This is a genomic window from Colwellia sp. MB02u-6 (assembly GCF_014077095.1).
In the GTDB taxonomy this organism is placed as follows: Bacteria; Pseudomonadota; Gammaproteobacteria; order Enterobacterales; family Alteromonadaceae; genus Cognaticolwellia.
This window is the reverse complement of sequence record NZ_JACGVG010000027.1, coordinates 522,230-544,582: the sequence shown is the minus strand read 5'-3', so window position 1 is coordinate 544,582 and position 22,353 is coordinate 522,230. Positions and strand designations below refer to the sequence as shown.

The window sequence follows — 22,353 nt, the reverse complement described above, 5'->3', positions numbered from 1 at the left end:
AACACACGATTAAAAGCTTAATCTTTTTGCATGTTGTTATTAGCTAAAAATTTATCTTTATTAAAGCTCAAGAGATTAGGACTTATGGAACTATGGAACTATGGAACTATGGAACTATGGAACCAAAACAATAGGCACACCAATACAATGTGCAAGTTTATTCGCCACACTACCCAGTAATATATCAGCAAAGCGCGATCGACCTCGCCGACCAACAAAGAGCATATTAACGTGATAATCATTTACCTGTTGAAGTAATGCGTCAACAGGCTCACCCCAGATATATTCATTGCTCAAATCAACCTTTTCTGCTTTAAATTTTTCAACCAAAGGTTGTAAAATTTTTTCATTCACATCATGCTCTATTTGTTTTTTATCAAGCGGAGGTGGCGCAACCCCCTCAATCATCATTGGCTGAAATTCTTGCCAAGTAATCACATACACTAATTTAACACTCGCACCAGTTTTTTGTGCCAGATGAATCGCTCGTTCAACAGCTCTGTTACTCCACTCGCTGCCGTCAACGCCGACTAAATATAAAAGTTTATGCATATTATTTACCTTTTTTAAACACCTGTATTTTTAATAGTGATAAAACTGATAGTCCGTTCTTCTATAAGGCACCAACTCATAATGAGGTTGTAAAAATGTTACTAAATCAACCAACTCTGTTACGGTCATCACATCATTGAAATTGCTCATTTTAGACTTTCCTTCAATAGCAATAGCAGTAAGGGCATAACCTTTAGAAAGTTTATGTGAAGGATTAATAACACTGGTCACAAGTTCCGCATACGTTGTTACTTTGGTTAATTTACCTCCTAAACGTACATTTAAATCAGGGTTGTTTATACCTTCAGCTTGTTCCACACCATTGATATGATGACAAGCTAAACATTGGTATTTTGTTAATACCATCGCTCCCTTAGCAACATCACCTTTTGGCAAACTAAAGCCTCTGGGTGAATCAGGACCTAAGTCACAACTGCTCAAACTAATAGCGATTAAAGTAAAGCAACAAAAAAGTAAATATTTCATAACAACTCCTCGACACAGCTTCAAAAAAGAACAACTGTTTAATATTTTATAAACCTAACATCTAAGTAATAATGCACAGGTTGCTTTACCTCTAATTTTTCTAACAAGCAGCTGAGATAGATCAGTTAATGGTCATTAATGATGAAAAGATCAGTGTTATCCATCAAAAAGTAGAGCAATACCTAGTAAACTTAATCGCTTGATTAGTAAAATTGCCAAGAAAAAGATAAAAATCAACGCCTCATTTTTCTCTCTATCTAACACTCAAAATAACACGCCAAAAAACTTCGTATAAATGACATTTATCAGGATTACCAATATAACTTGGTGATAATATTGTGGTGAATAGCAGCGGTATTGTCTGTTTTACTCAATGTACCTATTGATTATGACAACGACTATTTAATGCATGAGCTTGTAAAAGCTATATTGAAATTTTTATTAACTTATAACGCCAGCAACTATCTACGCTGTGGCGTTATAACACTGTACGGAGATAAAAATCATGACATTATTTAAACATCAACCATTAACAACAAGACCACAACTGCCCTTGTTTTCGCAATTATCTAACGAAATTGATCGATTTTTTGGTCCGGGGTTTCCGATGAATAGCCGGAGTTCAGATTTACTGACTGATGTTTGGCAACCTTCTGCGGATATAGAACGACAAGACAATCGCTATATAATCAGAGCCGATATCCCTGGTGTTGATCCTAAAAACATTAATGTCTCCATGGACAACGGTAATTTAGTGATTGAAGGTAAAAGAGAAAGTAAAACGGAAGATAAACGAGAAAATTACTACCGACTCGAACGTTCATACGGAAGCTTTTATCGTAGTTTCAATTTACCTGATGCCCAAGATGCCAAAAAAATTGAAGCGCATTGTCATAACGGCGTATTAGAAGTTATTGTGCCTACACTCGTTGCCGAAAAGCACAAAAGAATAGAAGTCAAAGTAGATTAATACCCATTCTATTATGTTTGTGATCTCGTTGTGCACAGAAAAAATAATTCAAGGGCCGTATTAAGGGGCTTATTTATTGTTTCAAACTAAACATAAGTACCCGGCTCCATCTGAGCAATAGGTCTTGGGCTATTTTAACCCGCACAACTGAGCAATAACTTAATAGCATTGGGATCACTCAGCAAATGTATTTATCTGGACTAGGGATCAGTCCAGATAAACTTTAGCTACTCAGTGCTAAATCTATGGAAGCTAAGTTTTATGATAAGGAATACAGCATGTTATCTTTTAATCATGAGGTAGCCAAAAACCTGCGAAAAATCTCATTTTTACTTAAAGAGCAACATGCCAACCCATTTCGCTGTCAAGCTTATTTAAAAGCGGCGATCACCATTGAGGCATTACCACAAGACCTCAGGCAAATTTTTAAAAACAGTGGGACAAAGGGGTTAACTCAGTTACCCAATATTGGCGTGGGTATCGCCCGTTCAATTAATGATTATATTACCATGGGACATATGACAAGATTAGATAACCTCAGAGGAAATACTAATCCCATCGATTTATTTCAAGTTATTCCAACCCTTGGTCGGGAGATGGCTCAACGTATTCACAACACCTTACATGTTGATACCTTAGAAGCTTTTGAAAATGCGATATTTGAAGGTCAATTAGATAATGTTAAAGGGATAGGCGTAAAACGAAAAAAAGCTATTGAAGCCTGGTTTGCTCAATGTTTTGGTACTCGTCAATTACCCATAACAACTCACCAGCAGCCCATTGAGGCTAAGCCCAGTATTGAGCTGATTTTCAATCTTGATGCACAATACCGTAAAAAAGCAAAAGCGAGAGAACTGCCTCTTATTACACCAAAGCGTTTTAATCCAAGCAATCAACCTTGGTTACCTGTAATGCATATTAATAAGGGAAATTGGCATTTTACTGCCATGTATTCTAATACTCAGCGCGCCCATAAGCTTAACTTAACTTTAGACTGGGTATTAATCTTTTGTTATAACGAACATCATCAAGAAAGCCAATACACCTTAGTTACCGAAACCCATGGTCCACTGAGGGGGAAACGGGTGATCAGAGGACAAGAAGCCGCCTGCGAAGTTTTTTATAACACAAGAAATGATATCAAAAATCTTAATACTGATATCGAAAAAACACCAGTAACAGCAAAAATAAATACGTAAAAAATTATAAATTATAAATTAGCCGCCAAAATAATGATAATAAGACGAAAATCAATAATACTAACGTTTGTCGTATAACACCTGAAAGTAACGCAGATATTCGACACCTAGGGCGAATTGTAATAATTAATTTTATAATTCAATTATTTATTAAAAAGTTAAATTGGTATTTTTATCTAAGCGCTATTTATCTACCTTAATTTGTTAGGCAAGTGATTGCGATTATCTAATGTTGGGTGATTTTTTGTAGGTCGGACTTTAGTCCGTCAACCGTTAAACAGGCAATTAACCTGATGTGTTAACCAACATCTGCAACGGTATTATTTTTATCGCTTGGCAGTTATGCCAATGACAGTTAAATTTCATTTAACTTGACGGACTAAAGTCCATCCTACATACGACCTACATAAACTCTACGGGTGTTCATCTGGCGTTGGGCGATTTTTTGTAGGTCAAATTTTAGTCCATCAACCGTTAAACACGCTATTAAATTGGCTTTGTTAATGCTTCATCTAATACAGTGTCGACATGTTCAGCCAACACAAAACGCATTTCTTTCTGAATTGATTCGGGTAAATCAGTCAAGTCTTTCTCATTTTTACTGGGTAAAATAACTGTGGTTAAACCGGCTCGGTGTGCGGCTAAAATTTTATCTTTTATCCCCCCAACAGGTAACACTAAACCCCGTAAGGTAATTTCGCCCGTCATGCCAATATGATGAAAAATAGGCCTATCCGTTAATAACGACACTAACGCGGTAATGATAGCCACGCCAGCAGACGGCCCATCCTTTGGTGTTGCTCCAGCGGGTACATGAACATGAATATCAGTATGCTCAAAAAAATCTTCAGCAATGCCTAATTGCTTGGCTTGGGATCTTACGTAACTTAACGCTGCTTCAACTGACTCTCGCATTACATCGCCTAATTGTCCGGTAATGGTCAAACCTTTTTTACCTGGCATAGCGCTGGCTTCAATAAATAATATATCGCCCCCAACAGCGGTTACCGCCAAACCCGTTGCTACGCCTGGACGTTCAGTACGTTCGGCGAGATCATAAGAGAATGGCGGTTTACCCATTAATTCTTCCAACATGGTGTTATCAACAGTGAGCGATTGACCACTTTTTGTGGCAATTTTTATCACTAATTTTCGACAAATAGCACCTAAACGTCGATCCAAACTACGTACACCCGCTTCTCGGGTGTATTGACGAATAAGTGTCAGCATCGCCGCGTCACTTATAGTTAACTCGTTAAGCCGCAAACTATTTTCTCGTAATTGTCGAGGTAATAAATAACGCTTCGCGATATGAAATTTTTCATCATCGGTATAGCCCGACAAGGTTATGACCTCTAATCTATCTCGTAACGGCCCAGGAATGTTGTCGAGTTGATTAGCCGTGGCAATAAACATTAACTGACTAAAATCAAAAGCGACTTCGAGATAATGATCACGAAATTCGCTATTTTGTTCTGGATCTAAAATTTCAAGTAGCGCCGACGCAGGATCACCGCGCTGATCGCCAATAATTTTATCAACTTCATCTAACAATATAACCGGATTATTAGTCCCCACGTCGCGCAACGCTTTAATAAACCGACCCGGCATCGCACCAATATAGGTACGACGATGGCCCCGAATTTCAGCCTCATCACGTATGCCTCCTAAACTGATACTGACCAACTTACGTCCCAAGGCATGTGCTATTGAATGTCCTAATGACGTTTTTCCAATACCTGGAGGCCCAACAAAACAAAGAATAACGCCTTCTCGTTCTCGGTGAATATGGGGTGACGATGCACTCTTATCTAATGGTTTAGTTAATAATCTTTTCTGCCGCAGCTGCCTTACCGCCAAGTATTCTAAAATCCGCTGCTTTATTTTTTCCAAGCCATAATGGTCTTCATTAAGAATTTTTTCAGCCTGTTTAATATCAAGCATGTCTTCTGTGGTTTTTTTCCAAGGTAACGCGAGTAACCAATCAAGATAAGTTAATATCACGCCCGACTCTGAAGATGATTGTGGGATATGCTCTAAACGAGAAATTTCCTGCCTTGCTTGCTCTTCTGCTTCGGTTGACATGCCACTGATTTCGATTTTCTTAAGGTATTGCTCTATTTTGATTTGTTGGCTATCTTCTTCACCCAATTCGCGTTGCATAGCCTTAATTTGATGGCGCAAAACATAATCACGTTGTGCCTTGTCCATTTCACCATGGGCTGAACTTTGTATTTTCTTACCTAACTCAAGTACCTCCATTTCGTGTTGGATAAGATCAGTTAGTTTAAGCATTTTTGCCACAACATCTTTCATGCTAAGTATATCTTGAGCGTCAGCCATGTTCATTCGCATACTCGAACTAACTAAATAGACCAGTTGACGACAATCTTCTGTTTGGCTTAATGCACTCACTAATGATTTAGGTAAATATGAAAGTATATTAATTAATTCGCTAAACGACTTTAACAAGTTATTGCGTATTGCTTGTGCTTCAATATCTCCTGCTTCTGGTTCAATATCAGCAACAAGATGAATTTTTGCCTGTAAATAGGGTTTTTCGCTCAGCCAAGCGTCAACCGAAAATTTATCAAGCCCTTGTAACAATACCGTGGAGTGATTATTTTCACCCTTTGAAATTCGCAATATCTGTGCAATACAACCCACTTGATAAAGATCTAAAGGCGCTGGCTCTTCAACGTATTGATCTTTATATGCAAGAGTTGCCAGTAAGTTATTACCTGCGGCCACATCCTCAAGCAATTTCAACGAGCGCGCTTGACCAACAGAAATAGAGTTGACGTTGTAAGGGAATAAAACTAGATTTCGTAATGGCAACACTGGCAAATTATCAGGAATCGTGACTAACGCTCTAGGTTGCTGATTTACATTAACTGATTGCTGCTTATTATCCTCTTTTACTTTAATACCTTTCACATTAATGTCTGACATCTGGGTTCCTTAAGATTACAAAATTATAAATTTATTTTTCGTAACTATTTTTTCGTAACTATTTTTTCGTAATATGGTCATTACTGCTTGGGTTAATTCACCAGCATAATGCTAATCCCAGTTATTAATTTACACGCTGATATTTATCAGTTCAATTTCGTATTATTCTGTTTAAAGTTGTTTTAGTGTTTTAAAGTTATAATGTATGTACATTAGCGATATTTATAGCTACTGCTTACTTTTAATGAGAATCAAGCCATTGAAACTACAAAATGTTGACGCTAAAACTTAATATAAACGGCGAAAACAACTTGATGATATTGGCAAAAACAATAATTACAATATTGTTAAGGAGCGGGTCAAGTGTCTGGACTAAAAGTACAAAAAATTTTTATTGTTGACGATCATGAACTCGTTCGCCAAGGACTACGTCAGTTGATTAACGGTGAAGCAGACATGCACATTTCTGGTGAGGCCGCCAATGTCTATGACGCACTTAACATGCGCTCTACCCTAACAGCTGACATTGCTGTTGTTGATTTATCATTGCCCGACGGCAATGGTCTGGATTTGATCAAACAACTTCATGCTTGGCGACCACAAATGGGTATTATCGTCTTATCAATGCACAATGATGAATTGTATGCAGAAAGAGCAATAAATTGTGGTGCGCTAGGTTATATCAATAAACAAGACTCAGCTCAAAAACTACTCATTGGCATAAGACAAGTAATGAAAAATAAAATTTTTGTTAAAGCAGAAATTCTTGAAAAAATACGTAAAAACCCATCTCGAACAATAACCTCTAAAAATGCTATCAACATACAGATACTGACCGACAGAGAACTACAGGTTTTTGAAGCTATTGGTCAAGGCATCACAACAAAAAAAATTGCCCAATTACTCAACGTTAGTGTAAAAACTATTGAAAGCCATCGGCGTCATATCAAAGATAAGTTCCACTTAAGCTCTGGTTTAGAACTAACGCGCTCAGCGATAATCTGGAGTTTAGAAGTAACTTCAGCTGAATAAAAGCTTATATATAAAAATATTTTATCATTAGCACAACGCTTAAAATGAAAGAAAGTACTTTTGATTACACTCACTTTTCCACCGAAACTAGGTGCTACATGTCTGTAATAAATACAACTAAACCTAAGCTGATTGTCGGTATTGGCGCTTCTGCTGGCGGACTTGAATCCTTTAGTACCTTCTTTGCTCATATGCCAAATGACAGTAATATAGCCTTTGTTTTATTACCTCATTTAGACCCAACACATAACAGCTTGATGCCAGAGTTACTCTCCAAAACAACAACTATGCCGGTTTGTGAAGCGATAGAAAATATGCAAGTGCAAGGAGATCATGTCTACATACTGCCTCCCGGTAAACTGCTTTTTATCAGTGGCGGGCAACTGCACCTTTCACCAAAGGTTAAAAGTCGCACCCAGTGGGTTGCAATTGAATATTTTTTTCGCTCCTTAGCGCTAGATCAAGGTCAATATTGTGTTGCCATCATTTTGTCTGGCACGGTAAGTCATGGCACATTAAGTTTTCGTGATATAAAACTTGCAGGTGGTATGATCATAGTTCAAGACCCGGCTAGCACTACCTATAATCAAATGCCTATAAACGCCATTAATACCGGATTAGTTGATGTGATTGCCCGACCTGAAAACATGCCAATCTTGTTAACAGAATTTTCCAATCACCCCTATGTGCAAAGTAAAGCTGAACAAACTGATCAACAGGTGTTTAATGGCATATATCCTATACTGTCATTACTGCACAGCCGGACAGGTTATGATTTTAGTGGTTATCGGAAAAATATGTTATTGAGGCGCATTCAACGACGCATGTGTGTGTGTCATACCGAAACAATACAAGATTATCACCAGTTTATGAAAAATAATCCAACCGAAACCAGCTCATTAAACAAAGATTTATTGATTGGGGTTACCGCATTCTTTCGTGATGAAGAGGCATTTTCAGCGTTAGAAACCGATGTTTTTCCTGAGCTTGTGGCGAGAAGTAGTGTAGATAATCCTGTTCGTATTTGGATCCCTGCCTGCGCCACTGGGCAAGAAGTTTATACCATCACCTTTTTAATGTTTGAGGCTTTTGACAAAGCGAAGAAAAAAATTAACCTGCAAGTTTTCGCCAGCGATATTGATGAAAAGTCAATAAATATTGCTCGCGGCGGGATCTACGCTAAAAATAGCACTGAAATTATCTCTGCAGAGCGCTTAGCACGTTTTTTCAACGTTACTAATAAAGGGGATTATCAAATTAAAAAAGTCATTCGCGAAAAAATTATTTTTTCTAATCAAAATTTGATAAACGACGCACCATTTTCTCGACTAGATCTAATCAGCTGTCGTAATCTGTTTATTTATTTAGAGCCAGAACTGCAAGCTAACGTGCTCGATTTATTTTATGTCGCGCTGAAAACGACAAGTTATTTAATGCTAGGTCCGTCTGAGTCTCTGGGTAAAAATAAAGATCAATTTGCCACTATATCGAAAAAATGGCGTATTTTTAAAAAGATTAAACCGTTAATTACAAGTCCATTCGCTATACCAGTGAGCTGTATTCCAACACCAAATATCACAATAGATCAAAGTACTATAAGCAATAACTTTAGAGCTGACTCACCTTCTCGTTATAGTGAGTTGGTTAATCGTGATTTACTTGCCGCTTATGCGCCAGCAGCCGTATTGATTAATCATTCATTTGAAATACTCCACTATCAAGGCCCTACGGTTAATTTTCTTGAGTTTCCAAAAGGCTCCCCTTCTAATGATCTATTAGTCTTATTACGTGAAGGACTCAGAGCGCGAATGCGTTCAGCGATTAATTATGTGCAAAAAGAAAATCAGGCTATTGCAGATCACCAAGCCAGAGTAAAACGTAATAATCATTATGTAACTTGTACACTTACCGTTCGCCCCGTATATGAGCCAAACCATTCAACTGAGTTGCTACTGATCACTTTTGAAGACAAACATCCTTTACAAGATAGCTCACCACAAAATATTCCAGTAGAATATACTCTGAGAAAAAATCCCCCTAGTCAATATTTAATAGCAAACAGTGACAGCGCAGGAAACTCGCATATAGTCACTCAACTTGAGTATGAACTAAACGCTACTCGCGAAGATTTATACAGTACGGTTCAGGAACTGGAAAACTCCAATGAAGATCTAAAAGTAAGTAATGAAGAAACCATGTCGATGAATGAAGAGTTGCAATCTGCCAACGAGGAATTGGAGACCTCTAAAGAAGAAATGCAATCAATGAATGAAGAGCTCAACACCATCAATTCCGAATTAAAATATAAAGTTGAAGAATTAGAGCGCAGTTATAATGATATCAGTAACTTGCTTTCCAGCACAGATATTGCCACTGTCTTTCTTAATCGCGACATGCAAGTGATGTTATTCAATCCTCCTATTGGTGAATTGCTCAACTTACGTGAAAGTGATATCGGTCGTCCTATTAATAATTTTTCTGCCAATGTATCCAATAAAGCTTTAATGACTGACGCAAAACAGGTGCTGGAAACATTAACCCCGATTGAAACCGATATAAGGAGTCATCATAAAGGTCAAAAGCGACGCTGGTATTTACGTCGAATAACGCCTTATCGCACCTTAGATGATCATATTAACGGTGTTGTGATCACTTTTGTCGACATTACTGATCGCCATCATCAAAAACAAATATTAGAACAATGTGTGCAAGAGCGCACGCATACGTTATACGAACGAGAAGCACGGCTAAGCGCCATAATGAATTATGCTTTTGAAGCTATAATTGTCTTAGACTTATCAGGCAAGATTACCGAATTTAATGACTCAGCCCAAACAGTATTTAATTATAATAATAAAGAAATTATTGGCAAAAACATTCAAGCATTAATTCCCTCAATCAATATTAAACAGTTAACTAGCCAAGCACTTACCCTTGAATCATCGGCTCTGTCTACCTTGATTTTAGAGAAAAAAGAATTGATAGGGTTAAGGAAAAATGAGCTTGATTTTCCCATCGCACTCTCCTTAACTAAGGTCAAGGGTAGTGCACTTTATATCGGTATTATTAATGACTTAACCGAACCTCAAGCATTAAAAAAAGCCTTAATTAACATCAGTACCTATGAGCAGGAAAAAATTGGCCATGAAATTCATGATAATTTAGGCCAGCGTTTAACTGGGATCAACTTACTGGCGAGTAATTTAAAGCGCTCTTTGCCTGAAAGTGACATAAAAAAAAATCAAGCAATGGACCTTATAATAGAACAATTGAGTCAAGCTATTGGTGATACAAGAGATTTTAGTCATATCTTAGCCCCTATTTTATTACCTCCACATGGCTTGCAAGACGCCTTAACCACCCTAATGAAGTTGTTTAATTCATCAGGTATTAAAAATAAAATAAAATTATCTTCAAAGCTAACCATGGTAGATTCTGTCGTAGCGACTCAAGTCTACCGCATCGCCCAAGAAGCCATTAATAATACCTTAAAACATGCTAAAGCCCGAAAGGTAGCACTGCAACTGCAAGCGCAAGGAGAAAACACCTGTTTGGAGTTCACTGATGATGGACTAGGTTTTGATATCAATGATCCAAAGCTTAATCAAGGTATAGGTATACAAATAATGCGATATCGGGCATCTAATATTAAAGCGACATTAGATATTGTCTCATCCAAAGGTAACGGTACAACTGTGCGTTGTGTGTTTTAACACTCGAATTTATTTTCATCACTTCAATAAACGTAACTAAATAGCAAAGTATCAAACTAAGAAAATATCAAAGTAAAGCTACAGCAAATGACAAATCAGGTAGGCTGACTAATAACAAACCGCGTGCATTTTAGTGTTTTTATATTCTTATGATCTTAGCATTACCCGCGCGTTTGATAATTTGACAGTGTCATGTATAAGTCTATAGTTATAAATGATGACATCCAAAAATTAAATAACGAATAATTATAGTCAACATTAGGAGTTAGTTTAACGGTTCGCGTTAAACGTTTAATACTCGATATTCTAAAACCCCACCAACCCAATGCGCTAGAATTTTGTCAAGTTTTAGCTTTAGTAGGTGAAGACTATCATGTGACGTTAACTGTAATCGAAATGGATGAAGAAACAGCCACAACTGAAGTGGTAATAGAGGCAAAAAATATTGATTTTGATGCAATTTGTGCAGCTATTACCTCAGTAAGCGGCTCAGTTCACAGTATCGATTTTGTCGAAGTACAAAACGACACTCAACAAAAGTAACCGATGAATCTGGAATAGCATTTTGATTAGCACTTTAAAACAGGTTGCGTTATTGTTGAAGATCACTAACTCGCAAGACATTATACGCCGGTACTTTGTAGTTAACGGCTTCGATGGTGCACTAACAATGCTTGGCATCATTGTCGGTTTTAGTCTTGGTTCTACCACCAGTTTGACCGTCACTATTAATGCTTGTGTAGGAGCTGCTATTGCGCTTGCAATTAGTGGTTTGAGTAGCGCATATATCAGTGAGCATGCATAGCTTAAACGCACGTTAGTGGAACTTGAAAACATTATGTTAGTTAACATGGAAAATACGGCTCATGGACAAGCAGCACGCTGGGTACCTATTTTTTTTGCGCTAGTTAACGGTTTGGCACCTTTGGTCATATCATTATTAATTATTGCTCCGTTATGGTTGGCCGACGCTGGATTTTCGTTAATTTTCCCACCTCTGTTAATGGCCAGCATTGTCGCGATGATGTTAATTTTTTTTCTTGGTATATTTCTAGGCTATGTCTCCGGAGTGTCTTGGTTAATAAGTGGTCTAAGAGCCTTGCTAATCAGTTTAGTAACAATCTTTCTTATCTATCTGTTTAGTAAGAAATAATCTCAATAAAATCAGACTAATATCCATCAAGAAAAGAGACGGTATCTTATGCGTTTACCCGCTAAGTAACTTCAACCTAGTAACCATAAGGGATGCGCTTCCAGCCTTAGTCTATTTAAAATTAATGAGTTGCTTTAATTCGTCTCTTTCCCCAATAGTACTTCAACCGTTAATCGTTCATGATCATTCGGCAATGCGACTTGCTGCCCGGTTATTACCTTGCCATTAACGCTGATTTGAATGATACCACAGCCAACTCCCTCAGGGTCTTTCACTGCGAGCTCAATAGTGCCGTTTTCTCGAGTTAACGTAGCACTATAACTGCCCCATGACTTAGGAATACAAGGGTCAATCACCAGGTATTTATCACGATAACGTATCCCTAAAATGGCTTCAGTTCCTAAGCGATAAGCCCACGCCGCTGAGCCCGTATACCAAGACCACCCCCCGCGACCAATATGAGGCACAACCGTTGCTATATCTCCTGCCATTACGTAAGGTTCTATTTGATAAGTGGTCATTGCTTGTTCAGTGCTAGAACGCTCAATAGGGTTGAGCATATTAAATATTTGCATTGCCCCGTCTCCGTCTCCGTCTTTTGCCAACGCCCAGCCTAACCAAGTAGCCGCATGCGAGTATTGTCCACCATTTTCTCGAGTGCCCGGAGGATAAGCCTTGATATAACCAGGGTCTCGCATGGTTGCGTCAAACGGGGGCCATAGCAGTCGAGCTAATTTATGCTCTTGATCAATTAATTCATTTTGAGCCGAGGTCAATGCCTGCTTAGCCCGGGTTTTATCAGCTTTACCACAGAGGGTTGCCCACGATTGTGCAATAGAGTCGATACGACATTCTTGACACTCACTTGAGCCCCAAGGGAGTTGCATATCATCGAAAGCTCGTCGATACCAGGCGCCATCCCAGCCATTATTTTCCACAGCGCGGCAAAGATCTTTAGCTCTCTTACGCCATTGTAAAGACAGATCATTTCGCTGTTGTTGATCGCATATAACCGTAAATGCATCAATCACAGCAATAGCAAACCAGCATAACCAAACGCTCTCACCCCGACCTCGAACACCCACTCGGTCCATGCCATCATTCCAATCACCCGTACCGATTAGCAACAAACCATGCTCTCCAGATGAATCCGTGCCACGTTCGATTGCCCGTTGACAATGTTCAAAAAGCGAATAGCTTTCGCTTGAACTTTCATACTTACTGTATCGGTCTGCTTCCTGTGTGGTTAAAGGCTCTCCAAGTAAAAACGGGACTTTCTCATGCAATATCGAACTATCACCACTGGTTTCAACATAATATGAGGTGACAAAAGGTAGCCACATTAAATCATCAGAACAATGTGTTCGTACACCTCTACTATAAGGTGGATGCCACCAATGTAGTACATCACCACGGTCAAATTGGTGTGCTGCGCACTCAAGAATATACGCTCGAGCCAAAGTGGGCTCTATGCTTACTAGCGCCATCACGTCCTGAAGTTGATCGCGAAATCCATAAGCACCGCTTGATTGATAAAAGCCTGAACGCGCAAATATTCGACACGCTAAAGTTTGATAGATAAGCCATTGATTCATCATTAAGTTAAAAGACAATGACGGTGTTTCTACCTTGATGGCATTACAGACCTTTTGCCAATGTGCCTTCATTAAGGTCCAATCTTGGTTAATCACACCAGCAGAGCGCCATTTTTTGATGAGTTGTTGCACATGATTATCATTTTTACCTTGACCAAAGATAAAGTGAATATCGACTTCTTCATCAGGAGCTAAATCAATATGTACTTGCAAAGCGGCGCAGGGGTCAACTGTTGCTCCTACTTTGCCACTCATTCCCCAACGAGCTAATGCGGCAGGCTTAGAGAAGTGCCCTTCACGACCTATAAATTCAGCTCTGTCTGTGGTGAAAGCATGCACTGGATAATCAGCGAATAAAAAACTTACATTAGTCGAGAAATCACTACTCCAACGATTTTTAGCTAAAATCACGCCCTCATCAGCTGAATATTCAGTAAATATATGCGAACCACTATGGGCTCGACTAACCCCATTAACGAGTTCAGCATAATAAGTAACTGTTAAGCGTCGAGCGACACGGCTAGTATTATTTAAGCGCAGACGGGTGACTTTAATCGGGTCTTCATGGGCGACAAATACGCTTAGTTCTTGCTCTAATTGATGCCAATGGCTACGCCAACGACTATAACCCAAGCTATGGGTGACTTCACAAGGGTTACCTGTTCCTACCGGTTTTGGGGTAACTGTCCACACTTGTGCTGTTTGTTCATCACGTAAATAAACCGCCTCACTGGGTTGGTCAATAACGGGATCATTCGTCCAAGTTGTGAGTCGATTTTCACCACTGTTGCCAGCCCAGGTATAACCACCACCAACTTCGCTGACAATACTGCCAAAATTAGCATTGGCTAACACGTTACACCAAGGTGCTGGTGTTGATTTATTTACCTCAAGATAAATAATGTATTCTTTGTCAGTAAAGCCACCAAGGCCGTTAAAAAAAGCCAAATCTTTGCGGCGCTGTAGTTGTGGTATCTGAAGTACTTCATCAGCAGCCACCATTCCCAGAAAAGGAGGCAAGAGTTCAGTATGACGATAAGCGAGCGCTAGCTGCTCTTTTAATGAAGAGTGGGCTCCTAAAATGACATGAGCACTCGCCTCAAGTAAATGTGTTTGCGGATCTGAGATTTGATCTGAATGAAGCACATGAATACCCGCCCTTTGCGCCACTAAAGTTTCAATGTCTAACTCATGTATAAGTTGCTGTATTTGCGCACCAAACTTGTCATCATAACCAGAAGAACCTGCTTGTAATATCACAAAATCAATCTTGATCCCTTGGTGATGCCAACGTCGATAAGCAAAAAATAACAGTCGTAATAACGCTACATTCGTTTCATCAACAAGTCGCAATAACAAAATGGGGAAATCACCCGAGATACCAAATGGCCAAAGTGCTGACTGGCCCAATAAATTATGCGTGATCACTTTATTTTTGGCGCGTAATAGGTCAACTGGATAAATAATTAGTGCCAATAATTGCTGTAATTCGGGTAAATAAGCAACGGCATAATCAAAGGTTTTCATCTCATTACTGACTTTAAATAAGGCATCATGAAAAAGTAAATCAATGGCAGAATAAACTTCATAACATTGGCAAACATCAAACAATGCCTGTCGCGAACTGGCTGCAATAGTAACAAAGGCAAAAGATTCACTATGATAAGGCGATAATTCAACATTAACCTGTAGGGACATAACCATATCAAGTGTCCAACCAAGAGTTTGCGAAACACCCTCAGTGACCGCTTGTGGACTTTGTATCGAGCCATTTCTACCAATAAATTTAGCACGGTCAGTCTCATAGCCAACCAACTTTACCGCGTCGCTATCAGTCAGTAATCGGTGCATCATAGCGGGAGATTTTTCTTGTGGTGAGCGCGCACGACGTTCAAAAATCAATGCATTCATGTTGCTGGCTAATTCACTGTGAACAAATAATTTGCTAAAAGCGGGATGACTTTGATCCGCGTCGCTTGGGGTTAAGACCACCTCAGCATAGGTGCTGACTTGAAGCCTTCTTGACGCGGCCGTTTCATTTATAAAGCTTAATCGTCTGACTTCTACATCATCATTTGCCGCAACCCCGATTTCCATTCGTAAGCTAATGCCTCTATCGCGGCGATTAAATTCTGCCATATGAGCATGGAATACCACTTCATATTTATCAGCACGTTTATTTACTGGTTGCCTACCTGCAGACCAAATTTCTCCACTATCAAGGTCACGGATGTAGATCCATAAACCCTGATTATCGAGCGTTGAATCCGCTGACCAACGTGTTAAAGCGTTATGGCGCCATAATATACCTCCTGATCCCGAGTCGGTCAGCAAGGTAGTGAAACGACCATTACTTAAGGTGTGCAGCTGCGGAATAACGCCATGCAGCTTAGGTTTCCAAGTGGGTAAGTGTGGCAATTGATGCATGGGTGCATGATTGATTTCCGCTTCGGTTATTTCATCAATAGGAAACTCAAGCGCATGGGTTGTCGGTATTTTTTCATGTAAGAGCAATTCTACCGTTTGCACCATTGGACACGACTGAAAGCGCTGGGCAACCTGATCATGAAATATCGCATTATCTAACGCGGTTAATATCATACCTTGATGATGCGCCATATGAGAACGAACAATAGAAAAACGTCGGTTTTTAGCTACTCGTCCTGAGGTGTAATCAATCGCTTCATACATACCATAAAGGCTCATCATACCGAGTTTGGTTAATTTTTTAAGGTTTTGCACGGCGCGAAGTGGATAAATAGCTAATGCCAGTGCGGTAGAATAAGGTGAAATAACCGTATCTTCCTCTAAACCACGCTTATAGCCTAAGCTGGGTACGCCAAAGGCACGATATTGATAGTTATGTTGAAAATCAACCGCAGCATACCCAGACTCAGAAATTCCCCAAGGGGTATTGCGCTTTTTAGCTAATTTAATTTGTTCATCTACCGAAACTTGTTCACTTTGAGCCAGTAAAGTTCCAGCGTGACTTCGCAGTAATATCCGCGGCATCAAATACTCAAACATTGTGCCTCCCCAAGAAAGTAAAACACTCCGGCCAGCAACTTTGGTGACAGAACGCCCCAAAGCAAACCAATGTTTTATCGACACATCTCCCTTTCCTATCGCGACAATACTCCCCAAACGCGCTTCTGATGCAAGTAAGTCGTAATGGTGGTTATCCATAATTCCAGTAGTGGCATTCCAACCAATATGAAAAAGTGCAGCGTCTTTATCATAGAGTAAACAAAAATCCATCGCCGATACTTCTTTACTCGCCAATGTAGCAATAGTATTTAATTCTACTTGTAGGGTTTGAGCATTGTTTTTGGATTCACTTACTGCAACCGCCAGCCTATTAAGCCATAAGGTAAAATCATTCGCAGGTTCCTCTTGCCAAAGACTCGGCTCGCCATCACGTAAAGTGGCAATAATCGCTTGTGCTGACTCACAAGCAAAAGGTACTTCAGCCAAGCTTAGCGTTGGCTTTAAGACTTGATTAAAAGCACTTATTGCTTGGTAGTAACTACCTGAATCTTGGTGCAAGGTTTTTGGCAGGGTTTGCAATAACACAGACAACCAAGGTAACAAGCGGTCAATATCACGTAACATATCACGTAGATGTTGATGTAAACGCCCTAACCAAACACGGACATCTCGCAGTTGTGAAACCCTTGAAACCAAAGATTTTTTAGCCAGTGTTGTCACCAAAACATGGTCGAAATTAACGCAGTCATCTTGACAAAGTTCGTGTATGGTTAACCACCAAAGCGCTGAATTTTTTTTGGCTTTATTAGCCTTATGACGGATATCAGCTATTAATGTTACTAATAGGGTAAAGTCATAGTGTTTGTCTGTATTAAGTAACGCCAAAGACTCTTCAATCAAGGCGATATTATCCATCAAACCATCCCAACGTGAAGAGGTAAATATGGCAGCGTTTTGCACTTCTTGGCAGCTTTTTTCAAGGGTCATTAAAGCCGCTGCCAAATTACCACTATCGACCATTGAAATGTAACGAGGTGAGAGTACTTCTAATGTTTTAGTGTCATACCAGTTGAAAATATGACCACGATAATGCTCAAGTTTAGTTAGTGTATTCATGCTGGCCAGTAAACGAGCAGCCAAATCTGTTGGGCCAAGGTAACCAAAATCCCAAGCAGAGACATTAGACAAAAGCATCATGCCAATATTGGTTGGAGAGGTGCGATGTGAAACAGTGCCATGCGGGTCTTCTTGATAATTGTCAGGCGGTAACCAATGATCAGACGGTCCAACAAAAGTCTCAAAAAATAGCCAAGTTCGTCGAGCCAAACGGCGTAAAAATATTACCTCATCATCGCTTAAATTTTCTTTGTCACTCGATAGTGTACGCCCTAGTACCCTGGCTATTTCTGGTGCGATAAGCCAAAAAAATAACAAGGGTGCAGCAACAGGTAATACGGCTAAATTAACACTAACAACGGCTGCAGCTAGCGATAAGGTCAGCAGTATACTTGTGCTCATTTCACGCCAATAAAACAATCGAGTATCACCACCATTGAGCTGATTGTCAGTATCAGACGCGGTTACCCATTCCAACATTTTACCCCGGCTAATCGTCATCCTATAAAGTGTTCGAGCAATAGCATCTATGGCGATAATCGCTTCATAAGGCAGAAATATGAGTAACAAGAACCAGCGACCCGCTACCTCACGTGGCAGGGTAAAAGAATGGATCAAACTTTTATAATTAGTCGCACGTGCAACCCCTAGCATGAAATGACAAAAATTATGTCCAACAGGGGCAAGTAGCGCCATTGCGGTCCAAACTAGGGCGTTACCTGGCAACCATAGCCAACCCGCCATAAGCCATAGAAGCAATGTTGGCGCAAAAAGACTGCGCCGTAAATTGTCGATTATTTTCCATCGTTCAATCACACCCAAACGGTTTTTAACCTTTGTGCCATCAGCCTGAAATACACTATTGGCTAGCCATGGCATGAGCTGCCAATCTCCGCGTATCCACCGATGTAAACGACGACTAAAGCTGAAATAACCTGTAGGGAAATTTTCATAAAGTACAATGTCAGAAGCCAGTGCTACTCGGCCTAAGATCCCCTCGAATAGATCATGACTTAGTATGGTGTTTTCCGGAATACATTGCTTGAGGCTGCGCTCAAAACTAGCGACCTCATAGATACCTTTGCCAACAAAAATGCCCGTACTAAAAAGATCTTGATAAACATCAGACACGGCATGGGTATATATATCAATAACACGATCGCCAGAGGCCAATCGAGTAAACCAAGTGTGGCGGTGCATGGTAGGAGCGATTTCAATACGGGGTTGAATAATGGTATAACCTGCAAGAATCTTGCTTGTTTTATCATCAAAAACTGCGCGGTTCAGCGGATGCGCCAAGGTACCAATTAGCTTAGCCGCAGCACCCCGACAAAGCTGTGTATCACTATCAAGGGTGATCACATAACGAATATCATTCAGCCCTAGCGGCTCTCCCTCATGAACAAACATAGCTTCACAGTTTTTATCGCTAAGAAAATGATTGAAATCGCTTAATTTACCGCGTTTTCTCTCCCAGCCCATCCAGCAATTTTCACTACGATTATAACGTCGCTCTCGATGTAATAAGTGAAATGGCTCGGTATTGCTAGCACCGTATTTACTATTGAGTGCTCTGACACCTTGAGTAACACGATTAAGATAATCCGCATCACTGGCAATATTCTGCACTTGCGCGTCAAGATAATCAGTTAACAACACAAAACGCAGTGCAGGATCGCTATTTGACAAATAATGAAGCTCTATTTGTTGGAGTAATATGTCAATATCACTATGACTACTTAACATGCTAGGTATAACAACAGCCGTTTTATATTGGGGGTCTATACGCTGATCAAAGTCGAGCTTGTTTAAAATTCGACTTGGCCATATTAGGGTAATCAACCAATTAATAATAGCAATCGATAACATCGACGTGGGTATTAATGTTAATGCCAAAACCGCAAAATATGTTAAGGCTTGAGCCTCGTTTTGATAGAGATAAACAACAACCACAACTTCAGCCAATATCAGAGAAAGTGCTAGCGCTAATAAGTATAATACGCTGGAAAATTTGCCACAAAAACGCTGAAAACGCTGCCACCAAGACACCTGATAACCTAAATCATTTTCTAAGGTAATTAATCCTTCATCAACCAGCCAATAACCTACATGTGAGTAACGTTCGCCATTGGCACTTTCACAACAGGCTAATGCTACCGCTCGCTCAGCAATATGAGCTTCATCATGGGCGGTTGCCCTTGCTAAGTTTTCAATAACTTTGCAATACCTATCACGGCTGTCAAAATCAAGGCTTTCATATATATCTGCCGGCTCATGGCGAAGCTTTTCCTCAACCACACTCACTTGCTCAAAGAACTTACGCCATGGGATTGTTTCTATCACTGAAAGACAATGAATAGCTCGGCTTAAATAATCAATTTCATCACGAGAAACTATTAAAGGCTGGCTAATATCGTCACGCGAATAAGGCACAGTGAGTTCAGGCACTATATTATCTACCGCTTCGACGATTAATTGGATACAAACCAAACGCAATAATGTCGGTAAGGCCCATAATTCAGAAATATTGAGCGTCGTTTCTTGTTGATAGCCTTTAACAAACTTAACCAAAAAATTTAAGGACAGTTGGATACCTGTGGCCGCTAATAAACCACTAGCCAGATAATAGGCACGCGGTAATGACTGATTACTGGTATTTTGTAGACTCGGTAACAGCCGATAATAGCTTGTTGGCATATCGATTTGTATTTGAGTAATTGCGCGGTCAACAACATAGCCATTGTCATAGACCCACTCAGCGACTTTCGCAGTATTAATATCACGGGTATTAAACAAGAGTTTTGCCTGCTCAAGCCACTTAGGTATTTTGGGCAGTGCATTAAGTAAAGGGATTTGAGCAGGCAGGCGATACGACACAGTTTGACTTTTAGCCAACTCCTGTGCCTTTATCGCTAACAAAACTTCATTAGATATTTCATCCTGAGGTTTCATTAATAAGCCCTCTGGGGATAACGTCCTTCTAACTCAGATTGATAAGTATTGCCTGGCCTGAGCAAATCATCTTGCGGTGTTATACCTCTTACCAACAAAACAGGCACCTTAGTATTTGCCAAAAAATCCATAGCAATATTACCATGGTAACGCCCGGCTCTAGCAGAACGACCATGCGCGTTCATAATCACCATATCGATGTCATCTTGGGCTACCACTTGTAATAATTCGTCACACACGCCATGTTTGGGGATCAGTATCGAACTGATATCTAAAGTGGTTAACGATGATAATTGTTTTCTCACCTGCTCTAGGTAATTGGCTGCAACTTTTTCATTATGTCGCTGAATACTATTTTCTAATGCTATTTCATCATTGTTAAATGGCATAATATGAGTCAGTCCAGACTCAGGTATAACATGGGCTAATAGTATTTCTGCCTGCTGCTCTTTGGCGATGCTTAGTGCAACAGGCAGTACACTTTCTGCCCAAACAGAGCCGTCTAGGGGGACCAATATTTTTTTACAGTGAAGGGGCTGTTCTTGATGATATTGATGCTCTTTTGCTGGCACCAATAATGTTGATACTTTGCTGCCAAAAAGTAGTTTTTGACTATTACTGGCTAATGGCCACTGCGAATAACCATTGGCACCATGACTGCAAAGTACGACCAGATCAACAGGGTGTTTTTTTATCCAATGACTAATTTCTTCTGCCGCTTTACCTTCAACAATATGGCTAGTAACTATGTTAGTGTTTGCTGGAAAATTTGACATAATATCATCAAGATATATTTCTATTTCTTGTTTTTGTAGCGCCCAAAGAAAAGGGTCAACCGGTGTTTTAATATTATTGTCTGAATATTCTAGTACATGTAGTAGGGTGATATTTGCCTTAAAAGCATGTGCTATCGCCAATGCATAAGGAATAGCCTGCTTAGAAATAGCGGATCCATCAAGGCAAATTAAAATATCACGCATGATATACATCTCCTTCATAGTTGAGGACACAATTATTGATCCTCTTTTTTAGGGCTAAACGTAAATACGAAAGGAATTCATTGTAATACGCTAAACATTTTCAGTGCTATATTTCCGGCATAGGGAAAATGCGCCAATGCAGTAATAATGCGTGTTATGTAGACTATAAATAAGAAGGGAATTTTTTAAACTGATAATAATCAGGTCAAGAAAGGTTAACTGAAGTATAACGTCTTAAACTGTATTCATTTTGATGTAATCTCTTGATGAGTTGCACTTAATTATTAAGCTAAAACAACACTTGCCATACTGAGTTTTAATAATAGGCAGTTACACAGATTTTGTTACAGGGTCAAAAAAATCCTCCTGTTAAGCCAATTAATACAAGCTCTATTTCTCTCCACTAATCGTGACCAGTATTTCAACAGCGAGTATTGATATTACTCTATGTAAAGTAACTTTATTGACCATAAACGTCATACGCTAACTTATTGCTCAACTATTTAAACGTTATGTTAAATTATCGGTGATCAATTCACCCAGAGATAATAATAACGAGTGACGTACTTCACGAAATAATAAGATCACAACAACAGTTATGAAGACCCTGAAAAATATCAGTTGAGCATAAAAAAGCGTTTTATGCTTCCCTTTCGATAAACACA

General features: G+C 39.5%; 12 protein-coding genes. 7 read left to right on the top strand and 5 right to left on the bottom strand.

The features are described from left to right. Positions 1–114: 114 nt before the first annotated feature. Both H4J46_RS04770 and H4J46_RS04765 read right to left on the bottom strand, forming a co-directional pair. Positions 115–552, bottom strand: a complete 438-nt coding sequence (locus H4J46_RS04770; RefSeq protein WP_182232370.1) for a universal stress protein — start codon at positions 550–552, stop codon at positions 115–117. Positions 553–582: 30 nt separating this feature from the next. Then, positions 583–1,038 carry a c-type cytochrome gene (locus H4J46_RS04765; RefSeq protein WP_182232369.1) on the bottom strand — a complete coding sequence of 152 codons (456 nt, stop codon included), beginning with the start codon at positions 1,036–1,038 and terminating at the stop codon, positions 583–585. A gap of 505 nt (positions 1,039–1,543) precedes the next feature. On the opposite strand from H4J46_RS04765, the gene H4J46_RS04760 reads away from it, so the two are divergent. Both H4J46_RS04760 and H4J46_RS04755 read left to right on the top strand, forming a co-directional pair. Further along, complete coding sequence (locus tag H4J46_RS04760; protein ID WP_182232368.1) at positions 1,544–2,008, top strand: Hsp20/alpha crystallin family protein; 465 nt, start codon at positions 1,544–1,546, stop codon at positions 2,006–2,008. Positions 2,009–2,286: 278 nt separating this feature from the next. Next, on the top strand, positions 2,287–3,207 hold the full coding sequence (locus H4J46_RS04755) for a DNA-binding protein (protein WP_182232367.1): 921 nt from the start codon (positions 2,287–2,289) through the stop codon (positions 3,205–3,207). A gap of 486 nt (positions 3,208–3,693) precedes the next feature. Here H4J46_RS04755 and lon read toward each other — a convergent pair whose 3' ends face one another. Then, positions 3,694–6,159 (bottom strand): endopeptidase La, encoded by a 2,466-nt coding sequence (gene lon / locus H4J46_RS04750; protein ID WP_182232366.1) that lies wholly within the window; start codon positions 6,157–6,159, stop codon positions 3,694–3,696. Between the two features lie 363 nt (positions 6,160–6,522). Between lon and H4J46_RS17500 the strand changes: the two genes are divergently transcribed. The 5 genes from H4J46_RS17500 (at position 6,523) to H4J46_RS17095 (ending at position 12,057) form a co-directional block, all read left to right on the top strand. Beyond that, positions 6,523–7,191: a response regulator transcription factor gene (locus H4J46_RS17500; protein WP_182232365.1), complete on the top strand. Its 669-nt coding sequence runs from the start codon at positions 6,523–6,525 to the stop codon at positions 7,189–7,191. 98 nt (positions 7,192–7,289) lie between these two features. Beyond that, the gene (locus H4J46_RS04740; RefSeq protein WP_182232364.1) at positions 7,290–10,904 is read left to right on the top strand and encodes a CheR family methyltransferase; all 3,615 of its coding nucleotides are present in this window, start codon (positions 7,290–7,292) and stop codon (positions 10,902–10,904) included. Between the two features lie 294 nt (positions 10,905–11,198). Next, positions 11,199–11,447 carry a DUF211 domain-containing protein gene (locus H4J46_RS04735; RefSeq protein WP_182232519.1) on the top strand — a complete coding sequence of 83 codons (249 nt, stop codon included), beginning with the start codon at positions 11,199–11,201 and terminating at the stop codon, positions 11,445–11,447. A 52-nt stretch (positions 11,448–11,499) separates the two neighbouring features. Next, positions 11,500–11,709 (top strand): hypothetical protein, encoded by a 210-nt coding sequence (locus tag H4J46_RS17100; RefSeq protein ID WP_259365679.1) that lies wholly within the window; start codon positions 11,500–11,502, stop codon positions 11,707–11,709. A 33-nt stretch (positions 11,710–11,742) separates the two neighbouring features. Further along, the gene (locus H4J46_RS17095) at positions 11,743–12,057 is read left to right on the top strand and encodes a hypothetical protein (RefSeq protein ID WP_259365678.1); all 315 of its coding nucleotides are present in this window, start codon (positions 11,743–11,745) and stop codon (positions 12,055–12,057) included. Positions 12,058–12,191: 134 nt separating this feature from the next. Here the strand turns inward: H4J46_RS17095 and H4J46_RS04725 are convergent, their stop codons facing one another. Both H4J46_RS04725 and H4J46_RS04720 read right to left on the bottom strand, forming a co-directional pair. Further along, positions 12,192–20,708 (bottom strand): GH36-type glycosyl hydrolase domain-containing protein, encoded by an 8,517-nt coding sequence (locus H4J46_RS04725; protein WP_182232363.1) that lies wholly within the window; start codon positions 20,706–20,708, stop codon positions 12,192–12,194. Next, positions 20,708–21,688, bottom strand: coding sequence for a universal stress protein (locus tag H4J46_RS04720; protein ID WP_182232362.1), 981 nt, complete (start codon positions 21,686–21,688; stop codon positions 20,708–20,710). Before H4J46_RS04720 ends, H4J46_RS04725 begins: the two co-directional genes overlap by 1 nt. Positions 21,689–22,353 lie beyond the last annotated feature (665 nt).

Excerpts from the sequence above, each read along its gene's own strand:
- H4J46_RS04770 (WP_182232370.1), bottom strand. The coding sequence starts at position 552 with ATGCATAAACTTTTATATTTAGTCGGCGTTGACGGCAGCGAGTGGAGT.
- H4J46_RS04765 (WP_182232369.1), bottom strand. The coding sequence starts at position 1,038 with ATGAAATATTTACTTTTTTGTTGCTTTACTTTAATCGCTATTAGTTTG.
- H4J46_RS04760 (WP_182232368.1), top strand. The coding sequence starts at position 1,544 with ATGACATTATTTAAACATCAACCATTAACAACAAGACCACAACTGCCC.
- H4J46_RS04755 (WP_182232367.1), top strand. The coding sequence starts at position 2,287 with ATGTTATCTTTTAATCATGAGGTAGCCAAAAACCTGCGAAAAATCTCA.
- lon (WP_182232366.1), bottom strand. The coding sequence starts at position 6,159 with ATGTCAGACATTAATGTGAAAGGTATTAAAGTAAAAGAGGATAATAAG.
- H4J46_RS04740 (WP_182232364.1), top strand. The coding sequence starts at position 7,290 with ATGTCTGTAATAAATACAACTAAACCTAAGCTGATTGTCGGTATTGGC.
- H4J46_RS17095 (WP_259365678.1), top strand. The coding sequence starts at position 11,743 with ATGTTAGTTAACATGGAAAATACGGCTCATGGACAAGCAGCACGCTGG.
- H4J46_RS04725 (WP_182232363.1), bottom strand. The coding sequence starts at position 20,708 with ATGAAACCTCAGGATGAAATATCTAATGAAGTTTTGTTAGCGATAAAG.
- H4J46_RS04720 (WP_182232362.1), bottom strand. The coding sequence starts at position 21,688 with ATGCGTGATATTTTAATTTGCCTTGATGGATCCGCTATTTCTAAGCAG.